This window comes from Mycobacterium sp. MAA66 (genome assembly GCF_041261665.1).
Lineage (GTDB): Bacteria > Actinomycetota > Actinomycetes > Mycobacteriales > Mycobacteriaceae > Mycobacterium.
Genome location: NZ_JBGCCC010000001.1, coordinates 1 through 13,951 on the forward strand (window position 1 = coordinate 1; position 13,951 = coordinate 13,951).

The window sequence follows — 13,951 nt, forward strand, 5'->3', positions numbered from 1 at the left end:
TACTGGACGTCGGCCAACCCCGCACCAACCAATACCACCACCCCACCCTCTACCCGATAGAAGGCAACGACGATGACGAAACAGACAGTCCCACAAGCTGATACAGCGTGCAGATCGGCCGCGCTGGTGGGTCCGTGTGCGCTCACTCCCGCGGACCGGGCTGGCCCAGCTATGCGGGCGCTGAACTCAGTCGGTCAGAACCAACGAAACCATGGTGTCCAACCGGGCGGCCGTGGTCGCGTAGTCCATCGACTGTGTATGAGCCTGGATCAGCATGCCCCAGAACATCGTCTCGAGCGTGGTGACGACCTCGGGCCAGGCGCCGGTGCCCAGGGCTGCAGTCACTCGCCGGTGGATCTCGGAACCGATGCGGGACCGAACCTCGGCAACTGGATCGTCGGCACTCAGCAGCGATCGGGTGCAGGCCGCAGCCAGTCGCGGCTCATCCCGGAGAATTCGCATGGCGGCAGCCAACTGCTCGGCCACCCGTTCGTGTGGAGGCGAAGACGGGTCGACGGTCAGTGGGAGCTGTGAGAGCTGTTGAAGGTATCGCTCGGTGAGGGCGGTGTCGGTTGGCTGGGTGGATGTACGCGGCCCAGACGGGTTGGCGCAGGAATATGCCATGGTCAATCTGGACATGTGTCCAGATTAGCTGCGGTTTATTGGAGTCGCAACGCCGACCTGAAAATGACCTATTGAAGCTATGTTTGCCGACAGATGTCTAATCTGCTACCGGGCGGCATCAATTCAGTGCATCACTCGATTCATCAGCACCGGACATATGTCCAGTACAGGTCTCATGCCGGAACGGCCGTCACCCCCGAGTGAGTTTGGTGTACCGGGTCACGTGGTAGTCGGTGGAGCCGTACTCGTACTGAACGGCGGTGAGCCGCTTGAAATAGTGTCCGATGGCGAGTTCTTCGGTCATCCCCATGCCGCCGTGCAGCTGCACGGCGTTCTGGCCGATGAATCGCGCCGCGCGGCCGACTGTTGCCTTGGCCGCCGAAACCGTCCGCGCTCGGGTGTGCGGGTCCGAGGTCAGGTTCAGCACCGCCAGGTAGACCGCCGAGATCGATTGCTCGAGCTCCATGTGCATGTCGACCATTCGGTGTTGCAGTGCCTGAAAACTGCCGATCGGCTGGCCGAATTGTTGCCGCTGCTTGGCGTATTCGACGGTGTCGGACAGGACTTTTCGCATGTTGCCGACAGCCTCGGCGCATACTGCTGCTGCGCCCTCGTCGCGTGCTTGTGCGATCGACGGCCAGGCTTGGCCTTCGGCGCCCAGCAGCGCGTCGCCCGGCAGGTGCAGATCCTGTAGCTGCAGATCTGCTGCTCGGCGATCGTCCACGGTGCGGTAGGTGTGCATGGTCAGACCAGCAGGCTGCGAGGCAACGTCGACCAGGAACAGTGAGATCCCGCTCTCGGTCCGTGCGGTGATCAGTAGGTGGGTGGCCAGCGGTGCGTTGACTGCCATGATTTTCGAGCCGCTGATCACCCAGCCGTCGCCGTTGCGGACGGCAGTGGTCTGCACATCCTTCCATCGGTCACCGGACTGCACTTCGGCCGCGGCCAGTGCGACAATTGCTGTGCCGGAAGCGATTTCCTCCAGAACCGAATGCGCTGTAGCGTCACCGGACCGCAGTAGCAGGCCGGCGGCCACCACCGCGGTATCGACATAGGGTTCGACGACGAGCGCCTGGCCGAGGGCTTCGGCTATCAGCATGACTTCCAGCGGCCCGCCTCCGATGCCGCCGAATTCTTCCGGCAATGCAGCACCGAGGATGCCGAGCTCGTCGGCGAACGACCGCCAGATCTCGGGTTGCCATCCGCGACCGGTTTTGGCTGCGGCCCTGCTCGATTCCAGCCCGTAGCGCGAAGCCAGAAACTTGGACAAGCCGTCGCGAAGCAGTTCCTGTTCCTTGGAAAATGTGAAGTCCATCTACAGCCCCAGTTCTGCTTTGGCGAGGATATTGCGCTGAATCTCGTTGCTGCCCGCGTAGATTGAGCCGGCTCGGTCGTTGAAGTAGCGCAAAGGCGCGACCGCCTGCCACGGTTCTCCGCCCACATAACCGTCCGGGGGAGGGGAGAATTCGGCCACTGGCCCGCCGGGTCGGGTGGCATGCGGCTGGTATGCGCGGCCGTAAGGTCCGGCGGCCTCCATGGCCAGCTCGGTCAGCGCCTGGCTCAACTCGGTCGACAGCACCTTGAGCATCGACGATGCCGCGCCGGGATGTCCGCCGCCCGAAAGTGCCGCTAGCACACGGTATTCCAGGATTTCGAGGACTTCGGTGCGGATCCGGGCATCGGCCAGCTTGCGGGAGAACGCGGGGTCGTCGAGTAGCAGGCCACCGTCCGGGCCGGGTGACTGCGCCGCTGCAGTGGCGATTTCGTCGGCCAGCACCTGCAGTGCCGGTGCATTGGCACCGCCGCCGCGCTCGAACTCGAGCAGGTATTTCGCGACAGTCCAGCCGTCATCGATCTGACCGATCACGTTGCTCTTGGGTACCCGGACCTCGTCGAAGAACACCTGGTTCTGGACCTGTTCGCCGGAGGTCATGACCAGCGGCCGGATCTGGATGCCCGGCGTAGCCATGTCGATCAATACGAACGTGATGCCTTGCTGTTTCTTGGCTGATCGGGTGGTACGTACCAGGGCGAAGATCCAATTGGCCTCGGCGGCGTGAGTGGTCCAGATCTTACTGCCGGTACACACCAGATCGTCGCCGTCGCTGACAGCGGCCATGGACAGCGCGGCCAGGTCCGAACCAGCCTCGGGTTCGGAGTACCCCTGGCAGAAGAACACTTCGGCGGTCAGGATTCGAGGCAGGAAGTAATCCTTCTGCTCCTGGGTGCCGAACGCGACGATCGCATGGGCCACCATCCGAATGCCCATAGGCGATAGGGGTGGGGCGCCGGCCAGCATCGATTCCCGGCTGAAGATGTAGTGCTGCGTCAAGCTCCAATCGCAGCCGCCGTACTCGACCGGCCAGGCCGGGGCTGCCCAACCGCGTTCGTGCAGGATGTGCTGCCAGGCCAAGCTCGCTTCGTGGTCGCTGTAGACGCTGGTCATCAAGCGACCCGCCTGCTGAATATCCGGTGTGAGCTTGTCCTGCAGGAATGCGCGTACTTCGTCGCGGAATGCGAGGTCGCGCGCTGACCAGTTGAGGTCCATACCGATTCTCCCTATTGCTCGGGCCGGTATGCACGCTAGCAATAAGACAGTGAACTTAGTTAGCGATGTGAGTTTTAGGGCGCGTCGGGTTCTGCTGGGCTCGTCGTCCGGGTGGACATCGTCGCCAGGAATGTCAGATATCCGTCGAGCGACTCGGGAGTGACGATGGCCGGGAGCACCATGTTCCACAATCCGTCGAAGCGTGTGTGCATGTCAGTCCAGCTAGTCAGCGCGCTGGACAGCACCTCGATGCCGAGTGTCGCCGCAACCAGGGATTCGGTGGCCTGATCCAGATCGATGTCGCTGCGCAGATCGCCTTGTTCTGCAGCCTTCCGCATGTCGACCCCGAACTGGACGGAAAAATTCTCGTACGCGAATTTGGATGCTGGATTGAGTCCGTCGAAAGTGCGCAACAGTCGCGTTCCGGCTCTGGCCGTGCGGTTGTTCGCCAGAAGGTCACTGGTTTCGTAGGTTCCGAGGATCAGTGATTCCAGTGCCCGTAGTCCAGAGTCGCGAGCGGCCTGAAAGACGTTGAGCAGCTGCGTCATTGCTTCTTCGATGATGACGGTCGCGAGCGCTTCTTTGGAATCGAAGTGGTAGTAAAGGGCGCCCTTGGTCAACTCAGCGCGCTCGATGATGTCGGCCAATCCGGCCGCCGGATAACCGATCTCATTGATCAGATCGACTGCCGAGTCGATGATCTTGCGCCGGGTCACCTCGGAACGCGATTGTCGCGCCATTCGTCGATTACCTCCGTCAACGGCCCGGGATGGGCTCCATGCGGAATCATAGGGTCTGTGATCGTGATCGGTAACTTCCCATTCCTTAGGTATGTAAAATACTGATCGCGGTGCTGGGCAAGACATTTATTGACGCACTGCGAATATTAGGCGGGATAACATCGCGGGGAATTCGGATTTGGATTGGGACACGGAAGTCGACGTGCTGTGCATAGGTGCGGGTATCGGTGGATTGGCTGCCGGAATCGCCGCAGACGAAGCCGGCGTCGAGGTGATGATCACGAGCGCGCACGCGAAGTTGCCGCCGACAGACCTGGGGGCACCCGCCGCGGATCTGCGCGCCTGGTTGTGCACCGAGGTGGACGACGAGGAGACCGCCCAGTACCTGGCAGCTCTGGTCGAGGGTTTTGAAATGGCTGACACTGCTGACACGGTCGACGGAGCCATCCCGACGCGAGTGGCAGGGGAGCGCCCAACCGGTACCCGCACTGTGCCGACATTTGTCGGTGCGCGGGTCGCGAACTGGGGTGTCGAGTGCCTGCGGTCGGTAACCGGCGCACTGCTCAGCACCGTGCTGGGATGGACGGTCAGCGAGATGCGCGATGCCGGCGGTAGGCAGATCCTGGTGGCACCGGTCGGCGATGTCGCCTGCGGCAGCGCGCGTGACCTGCTCGAGGCGTTGGTGGACGGCGTCGACACGCGTGACATCGAGGTGGCGTTGGACAGCCCGGTGCAGCGTCTGGTGTTCGACGGCGGTGCTGCGGTCGGAGCCGTGCTCGATGGCCCGGACGGTGCGTATTCGGTCCGGGCCCGCCATGGTGTGGTGTTCTCGCCGGATCTCCCGCTGCCGGATGACGTGCCGCTGTCAACGGCGTCGTCTGAGGTCAGGGTTTGCCTGGTGAGCATCCCTGGCAGCCGATTCGTCCGGGTGGAGCTGCTCAGCTCGCTGAGCTAGTTCGTCGCCACATTGTCGAAACGCACGGGCACCCGGCCCTTGCGGAACAACGCGGCCATTTCGGCGGCCGGCAGCGGCCGGGACAACAGGAATCCCTGGGCGCGGTGGCAGCCATGTCGCAGCAATGTTGTTGCTGCAGCTGCAGTTTCGACACCCTCGGCGACCACTTGGAGCCCGAATGCGTCGGCCAGTGCAATGACGGCACGCACGATCGCGAGGTCGCCCGGGTTGTTGCCGAGATCGGTGACAAAGCTGCGGTCGATCTTCAGCACGTCGACCGGCAGCGACTTGAGATGGGACAGCACGCTGTAGCCGGTACCGAAGTCGTCGATTGCGACCCGGACGCCGGCCGCCTTGAGTTCTGCCAACGTCACGCGGGTGGTGTCGATGTCTTGAACCACTACGTTCTCGGTGATCTCCAGGCATACCGAGCCACGCTCCAAGCCGAACTCGGCCAAGATCTCGGAGACCGATTCGGCGAAGCCCTCGGTGACCAGCTGAACCGGCGAGACGTTGATGCGCAGCACAAAGTGGTCACGCCCGGCGGCCGCGTCGGTCGCCTCAGAATCCTGGAATTCGGCCAACCATCTGGCGAATTCGGCGCATGCGGTCCGCATCACCCAGCGGCCCAATTCGCCTGCCAGATTGATCGATTCGGCGATGGGGATGAACGCGCCCGGTCCGAGCAGCCCCCGGGTGGGATGGTCCCACCGGACCAAGGCCTCAGCGGCCACCAGCTTGCCGGTGCGCATGTCCACTTCCGGCAGGTAGTTCAGCAGTAGGTCACCGTTTTCGATGACGTCCTGCAGGTGCAACTCGATGTCGTTGCGATATGTCGACTCCAGCGACATCTCGTCGTTGAACACCGAGATGCAATCGCCGCCTGCGGATTTGGCACTGAGCACCGCCTGGTCTGCGCGACGCAACAGGTCCGATGTGGTGTCCGTGCCGGGTTCGCCGGACGCCACGCCGATGCTGACCGCGCGGGTCAGCTTTTCCCCATCGATCCAGACTCGGCGCCGCAGTGAATCCTGTAGTTGGCATGCCAGAACCTCGGCCTCGGCGACCGTCACGGGTGCGGAGGGCACCACGATGAACTCGTCGCCACCCAGACGTGCGATGACACTGCGGTCGTCGACCCCCTCGGTGAGGCGTTCGGCGAAGGTGCGGATGAAGGCATCGCCGGCCCCGTGGCCGAGGTAGTCGTTGATGGCCTTGAGGCGGTCCAGGTCGAAGAACAATACGGTCACCGGACCCGGCTGGCCGGGCTGCAGGCGTCGGTCCAGGTACGCCAGCAGCGCCCGGCGGTTGTGCAGGCCGGTCATGTCGTCGTGTTCGGCCAGATGGCGCAGTCGTTCCTCGGCGGACACCCGAGACTGCGCCTGAGCGAACAATGAGCCGATGGCCTCGAGTGCGTTGATCTCTTCGGCGGCCCATTCGCGGTCGCCGTACTTGACGAATCCCAGCGCGCCGGTGGTCTTTTCCCCGGACAACAACGGCGTGGCGGCCATTGATATCTGGGGGACGTTTCGGTCTGCTTCAATTCGACGCTGATAGTCGTAGGACTGCAGATTGGGCCGAACTACCAAAGACGTCTTCCGGCTTTCGCTTTCGGCGAATATCGGGTCGGCTTCGGCGAAATACACCACCTGTAGCGGGTCTGGGTCGGCGCTTTCGGGATGGGCGGGCCATTCCGCGACGAGTATCGAAGCACCGATTTCGTGGTCGTTGCGACGGAGGAAACTGGCGTCGACACCGAAATGTTTGACCAGCATCTCCAGAACGTCTGTGCACACCTCAATGGTGTTCGTGGCGTCTACCGCCATCAACCGTGTCGCGACATCCGTCACTACACGATCGAGCGAGGGGAGCAAGTCATCGGTGGGCATTGGCGACCAGCCTAACCCTTACTGTTAGTAACAACAGCGCTTCGTCTACATGACACGGACGGTGTCTGGGCAGGTGATATTCGAAGGGTCGGCACGGGCGACTCCGCAGGGTCCTTGTCACGAGTGCGCTGAACTCGTCGCATAGCTGGCCCAGCTCTTGTCTGCGTTTGCTCGATAGCTCGTGATGTTCGGTGTTGTTGCGGGCGTGGAGGACTGGCGCCTGAAGTGTGGTGGCAGCGCCGCACCGACCCTCATTCGTCGCCGGTTCGGGTGGGGCCGATGCGCTATGGGTACTACACCCATCGCGGCTGCCGGCAGATCAGTTCGGCGCCTGCGGTCGAAAGTAGTTTGGGTCGCGCGGCGTGCTCTGAATCGACGGTGGTCGTCAACTTGCGACCAGCAAGCTCGAGATCCGGTTGAGCTCGCTGAACACCGCCGACAGCTGGGCAGGCTCGGAGTGCTTGACCATCGTCCGGCGATCCCACCACATCATCTTCGTGCGATAGCGCTGGTCAGGGTATGGCGTGGCCGGTATCGGCGCCACCACGCCTCCGGCGGTTTTCCAGAATTCCAGCACGTGTTGGGCGGCGGTCGCCATCGCGAATTGGCAACCCAAAATCGCCATCGCGTGGTTCGGCGTGCGGGCCAGCAGGTTGGTGACGCCGTGCGCGCGACGGCGGTCGTCGGAGGCCCACGCGGTTTTCATCTCCACGACCCCGAAAGGTGCGCGGTCGTCGATCATCTTTCGCACTGCCGCCTGCCCCGGTTGGCCGGCCCATTCCACGACCGCGTGCGAATCGTTCGCGCCTAGCAACGGTCCTTTTGCTCGTAGTCCGCCGATCATGGCGTCACGGTCGTCCCATATGGTCCAGAACAGCGCGGTATCGGTACCGCTCCGGATCTCTGCGGCATCGACCACGGACTCGACACCATGTTTGCTGTAACTTTGCTGGGCGGCGTCCAGGTACCCGTTCCAGAGGTCGGGGTCGGCACTGGGCTGCGAGATGACCACGGTGTAGCCGGTTTCCGTGTCGCGCCATCTAATGTTTTCGATGAAGTCGATATCGCCGCTGGCTTCATCGATCACATACTCGACTGACATCGATGCCCCGTTCTGTTTATGCAGTCACTGCAACGTCACGCGACAGACGACTGTTTGATTCGTATCCGAGATGGAATGTGTTAGATGAATCAGTATCCGGGTTGTTGGGCAGTGGAATCCAGCTAGTCGGGGAAAGTTGTCTAATTATCCACGCGTATGTGAAGGACTAACCAAATGGTGTGCTTTGCCTTTGGGCATGCTGGCAACTAACTTGACATTGATTTCTGCTGGTAATCGCTTTGGCCAGCAGATTTGGCGAACTTTGGCCATGGCAAAATTGAAAGGGTAGGCAAAGTTCGGTCATTGTGCGGCACGCCGGTGGACGACTACAAGTATTAGAGGTGGTGCCGACTCGCGGCCCAGTTGAGAGGGGTAGTTGTGAAAGTCTTCAGCAATCTGTCTGAGCTTGTCGCGGCGGAGGGCAGCCAACTTGGACCGACCGAGTGGATGCCGATCACCCAAGACCGGGTGAACATGTTTGCCGAGGCGACTGACGATCATCAGTGGATCCACGTCGACCCGGCACGGGCAGCCTCGGGTCCTTTCGGTGGCACAATCGCGCACGGTTTGCTGACGTTGTCGCTGCTACCGCATTTCACGCATCAGATGTACCGAGTAGATGGCATTTCCTTGGCCGTTAATTATGGCTACAACAAGGTACGTTTCATAACGCCGGTAAAAATTGGGGCAAATATTCGTGCTCGCGGCGAGATCACGAAAATTGATCAGCTCGACGGCGCCGCGCAGGCGACGGTAACCGTAACCGTCGAGATCGAGGGCTCGGACAAGCCGGCAGCGGTCGTGGAATCGATCGTGCGATTCATCGCCTGACGTCGTGACGAGACGCGGGCTGCCCGGCCTGGGGCGGCCCGTTTCTCGTACCCGTGGCTAGCGGGGTGTCGACGCTCGCTGTGCCGCTTTGACCAGCCCACCACCGATGATCAGGCGCTGGATCTCGCTGGTGCCTTCATACAGGCGGAGCAGTCGTACGTCCCGGTAGATCCGCTCCACCGGGACATCGCGCATATAGCCGCTGCCGCCGTGGACTTGGACGGCCAGGTCGGCCACCTTGCCGACCATCTCGGTGCAGAACAGCTTCGCGGTCGACGGGGCCAGCCGCCGGTCTTCGCCGCTGACCCACAGGCGGGCGGCTTCGCGCACGAGTGCCCGCCCGGCCATGACGCCGGTCTGCATGTCTGCGAGCATTGCCTGGACCAGCTGGAACTCGCCGATCGCGGTGCCTCCCTGGGTGGCGGTGGCGGCGTACGCCACGGACTCGTCGAGGGCACGCTGTGCCGAACCCACCGCCAACGCGGCGATGTGCACTCGGCCGCGAGCCAGCGAGGTCATGGCAGCCCGGTAGCCGATGTCCTCCGCGCCACCGACCAGGGCATCGTTGCCCACGTGCACGCCGTCGAAAGTGACGTCGGCGGTCCACGCGCCTTCCTGGCCCATCTTGGCGTCCTTGGCTCCGATCTCGACGCCCGCGGCGTCGGCGGGTACCAGGAACACCGCGATGCCCGGGCCGTCAGCATCGGCGGGGCGGGTCCGGGCGAACACCACGAACAGGTTGGCCGTCGGGGCGTTGGTGATGAATCGTTTTTGTCCAGTGATCACCCATTGATCGGCTTCACCGATTCCCCGGTCCTGCCTTCCGGAGCGAATTGCCTTGGTGCGCAAGCCTGCTGGGTTCGACCCCGCGCCCGGCTCGGTCAGGGCGAACGACGCGACGCAGTCACCACTGGCGATGTCTTCGAGCCAGCGCCGTTTCTGTTCATCCGTGCCGAAGCCGACCAGTACCTGGCCCGCGATCCCGTTGTTGGTGCCGAACATCGAGCGCAGGGCCAGGGTGGTGTATCCCAACTCCATGGCGAGTTCGACGTCCTGCGTCAGATCAAGGCCAAGGCCTCCCCATTCCTGGGGGATGGCATAGCCGAACAGGCCCATCTCTTTGGTCTGGTCGCGGATGTCGTCGGGCACCCGGTTGCCGTTCATGATCTCCAGCTCACGCGGCATGACGACGGTCCGGACGAACTGACGGGTGGCGTCGAGGATGTCCTGGAAGTCCTGGTTGCTGACGGTTTGTTCGGTCACGCCTGGGTCTCCTTGAGTAACCGGGGGTCGGGCTGGTTTGATGCAAGAAATATCATATTTTATATTGCAGATCAGTTGACCAAGAGAGGGCGGGCGGCCATGGCGTTGCTTGACGGACGTACTGCGGTGATCACCGGCGGCGCTCAGGGAATCGGATACGCGATCGCCGAGCGCTTCATCGCCGAGGGCGCCTGTGTGGTGCTGGGCGACCTAAACCTGGAAGCGACCGAAGAGGCCGTCATCAGACTGGGCGGGGCTTCGGTGGCCAAAGCAGTGCGTTGCGATGTCACCTCGGCGGACGACGTGCAGGCGCTGATCGACGCGGCAATCGGGTTCGGGGGCTCGGCCACCATCGACATCATGGTCAACAACGCGGGCATCACCCGGGACGCCACCATGCGCAAGATGACCGAGGAGCAGTTCGACCAGGTCATCGACGTGCACCTGAAGGGCTGTTGGAACGGCACCCGGCTGGCCGCCAATGTGATGCGTGAGGCGAAAAGTGGTGCCATCATCAATATTTCGTCGATCTCCGGCAAGGTCGGTCTGATCGGCCAGACCAATTACTCGGCCGCCAAGGCCGGCATCGTCGGCCTGACCAAGGCCGCCGCCAAAGAGGTGGCCCACCTCGGGGTACGGGTCAACGCGGTGCAGCCGGGTCTGATCCGATCGGCCATGACCGAGGCTATGCCGCAACGGATTTGGGACCAGAAGTTGGCCGAGATCCCGATGGCCCGGGCCGGTGAACCCAGTGAAGTGGCGTCCGTGGTGACATTCTTGGCGTCGGACATGTCGTCGTATATGACCGGTTGCGTGCTGGAAATCACCGGCGGACGGCATATCTGATGACTCAGGCTGGGGCGTCCTCGCTCCACGCGTCCGCTGATTCCTCATCGCTCCTCGCGTCCGCGGTCATCTGCGAGCCGGTGCGCACCCCGATCGGTCGCTACGGTGGCATGTTCAAGGATCTGACCGCCGTCGACCTCGGCGTCGCAGCCCTGCAAGGTTTGTTGGCGCGCACCGGAATTCCGGTCGACGCGGTGCAGGACGTGATACTCGGGCACTGCTACCCGTCGATGGAGGCCCCGGCCATCGGCCGGGTGGTGGCACTTGATGCGGGATTGCCGATCACCGTGCCCGGAATGCAACTCGACCGCCGCTGCGGCTCGGGGCTGCAGGCCGTCATCCAGGCCTGCATGCAGGTGGCCTCCGGCAACAACGATCTGGTCGTCGCCGGAGGTGCCGAATCGATGAGCAATGTGGTCTTCCACTCCACTGACATGCGGTGGGGCGGCGCGCGTGGTGGGGTGAAGGTGCACGACGCCCTGGCCCGCGGCCGGACCACCGCCGGTGGCAAGGACCATCCGGTGCCCGGCGGCATGTTGGAGACGGCCGAGAATCTGCGGCGCCAGTACGGCATCTCCCGGGTCGAGCAGGATGCGCTGGCAGTGCGGTCGCATCAGAGGGCGATCGCAGCTCAGCGCGGTGGGGTACTGGCCGACGAGATCGTCCCGGTCACGGTTTCCGGACGCACCGGTGAGACCGTGATCGACACCGATGAACACCCCCGCGCCGACACCACCGTCGAGGCCTTGGGCAAGCTCAAACCGGTTCTGGGAAAAAGCGATCCGGATGCCACGGTGACCGCGGGCAACTCCAGCGGGCAGAATGACGCCGCATCCATGTGCATCGTCGCCACCCCGCAGCGGGCCGCCGAGCTGGGCCTGCGGCCGCTGGTGCGCCTGGTGTCCTGGGGCGTGGCCGGGGTAGCGCCGAATGTCATGGGTATCGGTCCGGTGCCCGCCACCGAACGTGCGCTGGCCAAAGCCGGTCTGTCGCTTGCCGACATCGATGTGATCGAGCTGAACGAAGCCTTCGCTGCCCAGGCTTTGGCCTGTACCCGAGAGTGGAACTTCACGGACATCGACTGGGAGCGCACCAATGTACGCGGGTCGGGTATTTCGCTCGGACATCCCGTGGGTGCGACCGGCGGCCGGATGCTGGCCACGTTGGCCCGCGAGCTGGAACTGCGCGAGGGCCGCTATGGGCTGGAAACCATGTGCATCGGAGGCGGCCAGGGATTGGCCGCAATATTCGAACGGATCGCGAAATGACCAGACTTGCCCAGACCGCGGGCCTGACCGAGGTGCAGGCCGAAATCATCTCCACCGTACGGGAATTCGTCGACAAGGAGATCATTCCGAACGCCCAGGAATTGGAGCATTCCGACTCCTACCCGCAGCACATCGTCGAAAAGATGAAGGACATGGGCCTGTTCGGCCTGATGATCCCGGAGGAGTACGGCGGGCTCGGGGAATCATTGCTGACCTACGCGCTGTGTGTCGAGGAACTGGCCCGCGGCTGGATGAGCATTTCGGGCGTCATCAACACGCATTTCATCGTGGCCTACATGATCCGGCAACACGGCACCGATGAGCAGAAACGGCGCTACCTGCCGCGGATGGCCACCGGCGAGGTACGCGGCGCCTTCTCGATGTCCGAGCCCGAACTCGGCTCGGATGTCGCGGCGATTCGGACCAAGGGCGTGCGTGACGCCGGCGGCGGATACGCCATCACCGGTCAGAAGATGTGGCTGACCAACGGTGGCAGCTCGACTCTGGTTGCGGCACTGGTGAAAACCGATGAAGGCGCAGACAAGCCACACCGTAATCTCACTGCATTTCTGATCGAGAAGCCGACCGGCTTCGGTGAGGTCAAGCCCGGCCTGACCATCCCCGGCAAGATCGACAAGATGGGCTACAAGGGCATCGACACCACCGAACTCATCTTCGACGGGTATCGTGCAGGCGCCGACGATGTCCTGGGAGACAAGCCCGGCCAGGGCTTCTTCCAGATGATGGACGGCATCGAAGTTGGTCGGGTCAACGTGTCGGCTCGTGCGTGCGGCGTGGGTATCCGGGCGTTCGAGCTCGCGGTGCGTTATGCCCAACAGCGCGAGACGTTCGGCAAGCCGATCGCGGACCACCAGGCCATCGCGTTTCAGCTCGCCGAGATGGCCACCAAAGTCGAAGCGGCACATCTGATGATGGTGAACGCGGCCCGGCTGAAGGACTCCGGTGAACGCAACGACGTCGCCGCCGGGATGGCCAAGTACCTGGCCAGCGAGTTCTGTGCGGAGGTCACCCAGCAGAGCTTCCGGATCCACGGTGGATACGGGTATTCCAAGGAGTATGAGATCGAGCGTTTGATGCGCGACGCTCCGTTCCTGTTGATCGGCGAAGGCACCAGCGAAATCCAGAAGACCATCATCAGTAAGAACCTGCTCCATGAGTACCGCATCTGAGCCCGAATTCGCCGCCCCCGCACAACTTTCCGATGATGTTGCGCGGTTCGTTCGGCGACGGATCTTCAACGGCACCTTTCCGGCAGGGGAGTATCTGCGCCTCGATCAGCTGGCGACCGAACTCGGCGTCAGTGTCACCCCGGTCCGCGAGGCCCTGCTGAATCTGCGCGCCGAAGGCCTGTTGGTACAGCATCCCCGACGCGGTTTCATGGTGTTGGCGGTGACGGCGCGCGACCTGGGTGACGTTGCCATGGTGCAGGCCTTCGTCGGCGGAGAGCTGGCCGCACGGGCGGCAACGAACATCACCGCCCCGCAGGTCGCCGAGCTGACCGGCATCCAGGATGCGCTGGAGCTGGCTTATCGGCTGACCGATGTCGACCGGATGGTTCGGCTCAATCATGAGTTCCACCGACTGATCAACGTGATCGCCGATTCACCGAAGCTGACCCAATTCATGTCGGGCGTAACGCGTTACGCGCCTGAGTCGGTGTTCCCGACCCTTGAAGGGTGGCCCGAGTTGTCGATTCGCGACCATCGTCGGGTCATCGCTGCGCTGCAGGCCGGCGACGCCGATGCCGCTCGGTCGGCGATGGCCGAGCATTTCACGGTCGGTGTCGAACCGCTGACCGCGCACCTGGCGGAGCGCGGCGTCATCCGCGATCAGGCCTGAGGAAGTCAGTACCGTCGGTGTGCTC

The 13,951-nt window shown here is 63.0% G+C and carries 13 protein-coding genes; 6 read left to right on the forward strand and 7 right to left on the reverse strand.

The genetic code is table 11. The features are described 5' to 3' along the window. Window positions 1–186: 186 nt before the first annotated feature. The 4 genes from ABIA30_RS00005 to ABIA30_RS00020 all read right to left on the reverse strand — a co-directional run bounded on the left by ABIA30_RS00005 (window position 187) and on the right by ABIA30_RS00020 (window position 3,912). Window positions 187–639, reverse strand: a complete 453-nt coding sequence (locus ABIA30_RS00005; RefSeq protein WP_370060901.1) for a TetR family transcriptional regulator — start codon at window positions 637–639, stop codon at window positions 187–189. A 175-nt stretch (window positions 640–814) separates the two neighbouring features. Beyond that, window positions 815–1,939 (reverse strand): acyl-CoA dehydrogenase family protein, encoded by a 1,125-nt coding sequence (locus ABIA30_RS00010; protein ID WP_370060903.1) that lies wholly within the window; start codon window positions 1,937–1,939, stop codon window positions 815–817. Further along, the gene (locus ABIA30_RS00015) at window positions 1,940–3,172 is read right to left on the reverse strand and encodes an acyl-CoA dehydrogenase family protein (RefSeq protein WP_370060905.1); all 1,233 of its coding nucleotides are present in this window, start codon (window positions 3,170–3,172) and stop codon (window positions 1,940–1,942) included. It lies immediately after the preceding gene. 74 nt (window positions 3,173–3,246) lie between these two features. Further along, complete coding sequence (locus ABIA30_RS00020; protein WP_370060907.1) at window positions 3,247–3,912, reverse strand: ScbR family autoregulator-binding transcription factor; 666 nt, start codon at window positions 3,910–3,912, stop codon at window positions 3,247–3,249. A 178-nt stretch (window positions 3,913–4,090) separates the two neighbouring features. Between ABIA30_RS00020 and ABIA30_RS00025 the strand changes: the two genes are divergently transcribed. Then, complete coding sequence (locus ABIA30_RS00025) at window positions 4,091–4,867, forward strand: hypothetical protein (protein ID WP_370060909.1); 777 nt, start codon at window positions 4,091–4,093, stop codon at window positions 4,865–4,867. Here ABIA30_RS00025 and ABIA30_RS00030 read toward each other — a convergent pair. Both ABIA30_RS00030 and ABIA30_RS00035 read right to left on the reverse strand, forming a co-directional pair. Continuing rightward, window positions 4,864–6,756 (reverse strand): putative bifunctional diguanylate cyclase/phosphodiesterase, encoded by a 1,893-nt coding sequence (locus tag ABIA30_RS00030; RefSeq protein ID WP_370060911.1) that lies wholly within the window; start codon window positions 6,754–6,756, stop codon window positions 4,864–4,866. The two genes, ABIA30_RS00025 and ABIA30_RS00030, sit on opposite strands and share 4 nt — an antisense overlap. A gap of 385 nt (window positions 6,757–7,141) precedes the next feature. Beyond that, window positions 7,142–7,858 carry a hypothetical protein gene (locus ABIA30_RS00035; RefSeq protein WP_370060913.1) on the reverse strand — a complete coding sequence of 239 codons (717 nt, stop codon included), beginning with the start codon at window positions 7,856–7,858 and terminating at the stop codon, window positions 7,142–7,144. Window positions 7,859–8,236: 378 nt separating this feature from the next. On the opposite strand from ABIA30_RS00035, the gene ABIA30_RS00040 reads away from it, so the two are divergent. Beyond that, window positions 8,237–8,689 (forward strand): MaoC family dehydratase, encoded by a 453-nt coding sequence (locus ABIA30_RS00040; protein ID WP_370060915.1) that lies wholly within the window; start codon window positions 8,237–8,239, stop codon window positions 8,687–8,689. A gap of 57 nt (window positions 8,690–8,746) precedes the next feature. Here the strand turns inward: ABIA30_RS00040 and ABIA30_RS00045 are convergent, their stop codons facing one another. Then, window positions 8,747–9,952 carry an acyl-CoA dehydrogenase family protein gene (locus ABIA30_RS00045; RefSeq protein WP_370060917.1) on the reverse strand — a complete coding sequence of 402 codons (1,206 nt, stop codon included), beginning with the start codon at window positions 9,950–9,952 and terminating at the stop codon, window positions 8,747–8,749. 99 nt (window positions 9,953–10,051) lie between these two features. Here ABIA30_RS00045 and fabG point away from each other — a divergent pair, with 99 nt between their 5' ends. Genes fabG through ABIA30_RS00065 form a run of 4 tightly spaced genes read left to right on the forward strand, consistent with a single transcriptional unit; the run spans window position 10,052 to window position 13,926 of the window. Then, entirely contained in the window at window positions 10,052–10,798 is a 747-nt protein-coding gene (fabG, locus tag ABIA30_RS00050; protein WP_370060919.1) for a 3-oxoacyl-ACP reductase FabG, read from the forward strand. After that, window positions 10,798–12,066 carry an acetyl-CoA C-acetyltransferase gene (locus ABIA30_RS00055; protein WP_370060921.1) on the forward strand — a complete coding sequence of 423 codons (1,269 nt, stop codon included), beginning with the start codon at window positions 10,798–10,800 and terminating at the stop codon, window positions 12,064–12,066. The genes fabG and ABIA30_RS00055 overlap by 1 nt, the downstream gene beginning before the upstream one ends. Beyond that, a complete protein-coding gene (locus tag ABIA30_RS00060) occupies window positions 12,063–13,256 on the forward strand; it encodes an acyl-CoA dehydrogenase family protein (RefSeq protein ID WP_370060923.1) in 1,194 nt (397 codons plus the stop codon). Before ABIA30_RS00055 ends, ABIA30_RS00060 begins: the two co-directional genes overlap by 4 nt. Next, window positions 13,240–13,926: a GntR family transcriptional regulator gene (locus ABIA30_RS00065; protein WP_370060925.1), complete on the forward strand. Its 687-nt coding sequence runs from the start codon at window positions 13,240–13,242 to the stop codon at window positions 13,924–13,926. The genes ABIA30_RS00060 and ABIA30_RS00065 overlap by 17 nt, the downstream gene beginning before the upstream one ends. The last annotated feature ends 25 nt before the right edge of the window (window positions 13,927–13,951 follow it).

What these genes read in the sequence shown, in the direction of transcription:
- ABIA30_RS00010 (WP_370060903.1), bottom strand. Translation starts at nt 1,939, where the DNA reads ATGGACTTCACATTTTCCAAGGAACAGGAACTGCTTCGCGACGGCTTG.
- ABIA30_RS00060 (WP_370060923.1), top strand. Translation starts at nt 12,063, where the DNA reads ATGACCAGACTTGCCCAGACCGCGGGCCTGACCGAGGTGCAGGCCGAA.
- ABIA30_RS00020 (WP_370060907.1), bottom strand. Translation starts at nt 3,912, where the DNA reads ATGGCGCGACAATCGCGTTCCGAGGTGACCCGGCGCAAGATCATCGAC.
- ABIA30_RS00035 (WP_370060913.1), bottom strand. Translation starts at nt 7,858, where the DNA reads ATGTCAGTCGAGTATGTGATCGATGAAGCCAGCGGCGATATCGACTTC.
- ABIA30_RS00015 (WP_370060905.1), bottom strand. Translation starts at nt 3,172, where the DNA reads ATGGACCTCAACTGGTCAGCGCGCGACCTCGCATTCCGCGACGAAGTA.
- ABIA30_RS00030 (WP_370060911.1), bottom strand. Translation starts at nt 6,756, where the DNA reads ATGCCCACCGATGACTTGCTCCCCTCGCTCGATCGTGTAGTGACGGAT.
- ABIA30_RS00055 (WP_370060921.1), top strand. Translation starts at nt 10,798, where the DNA reads ATGACTCAGGCTGGGGCGTCCTCGCTCCACGCGTCCGCTGATTCCTCA.
- ABIA30_RS00005 (WP_370060901.1), bottom strand. Translation starts at nt 639, where the DNA reads ATGTCCAGATTGACCATGGCATATTCCTGCGCCAACCCGTCTGGGCCG.
- ABIA30_RS00065 (WP_370060925.1), top strand. Translation starts at nt 13,240, where the DNA reads ATGAGTACCGCATCTGAGCCCGAATTCGCCGCCCCCGCACAACTTTCC.
- fabG (WP_370060919.1), top strand. Translation starts at nt 10,052, where the DNA reads ATGGCGTTGCTTGACGGACGTACTGCGGTGATCACCGGCGGCGCTCAG.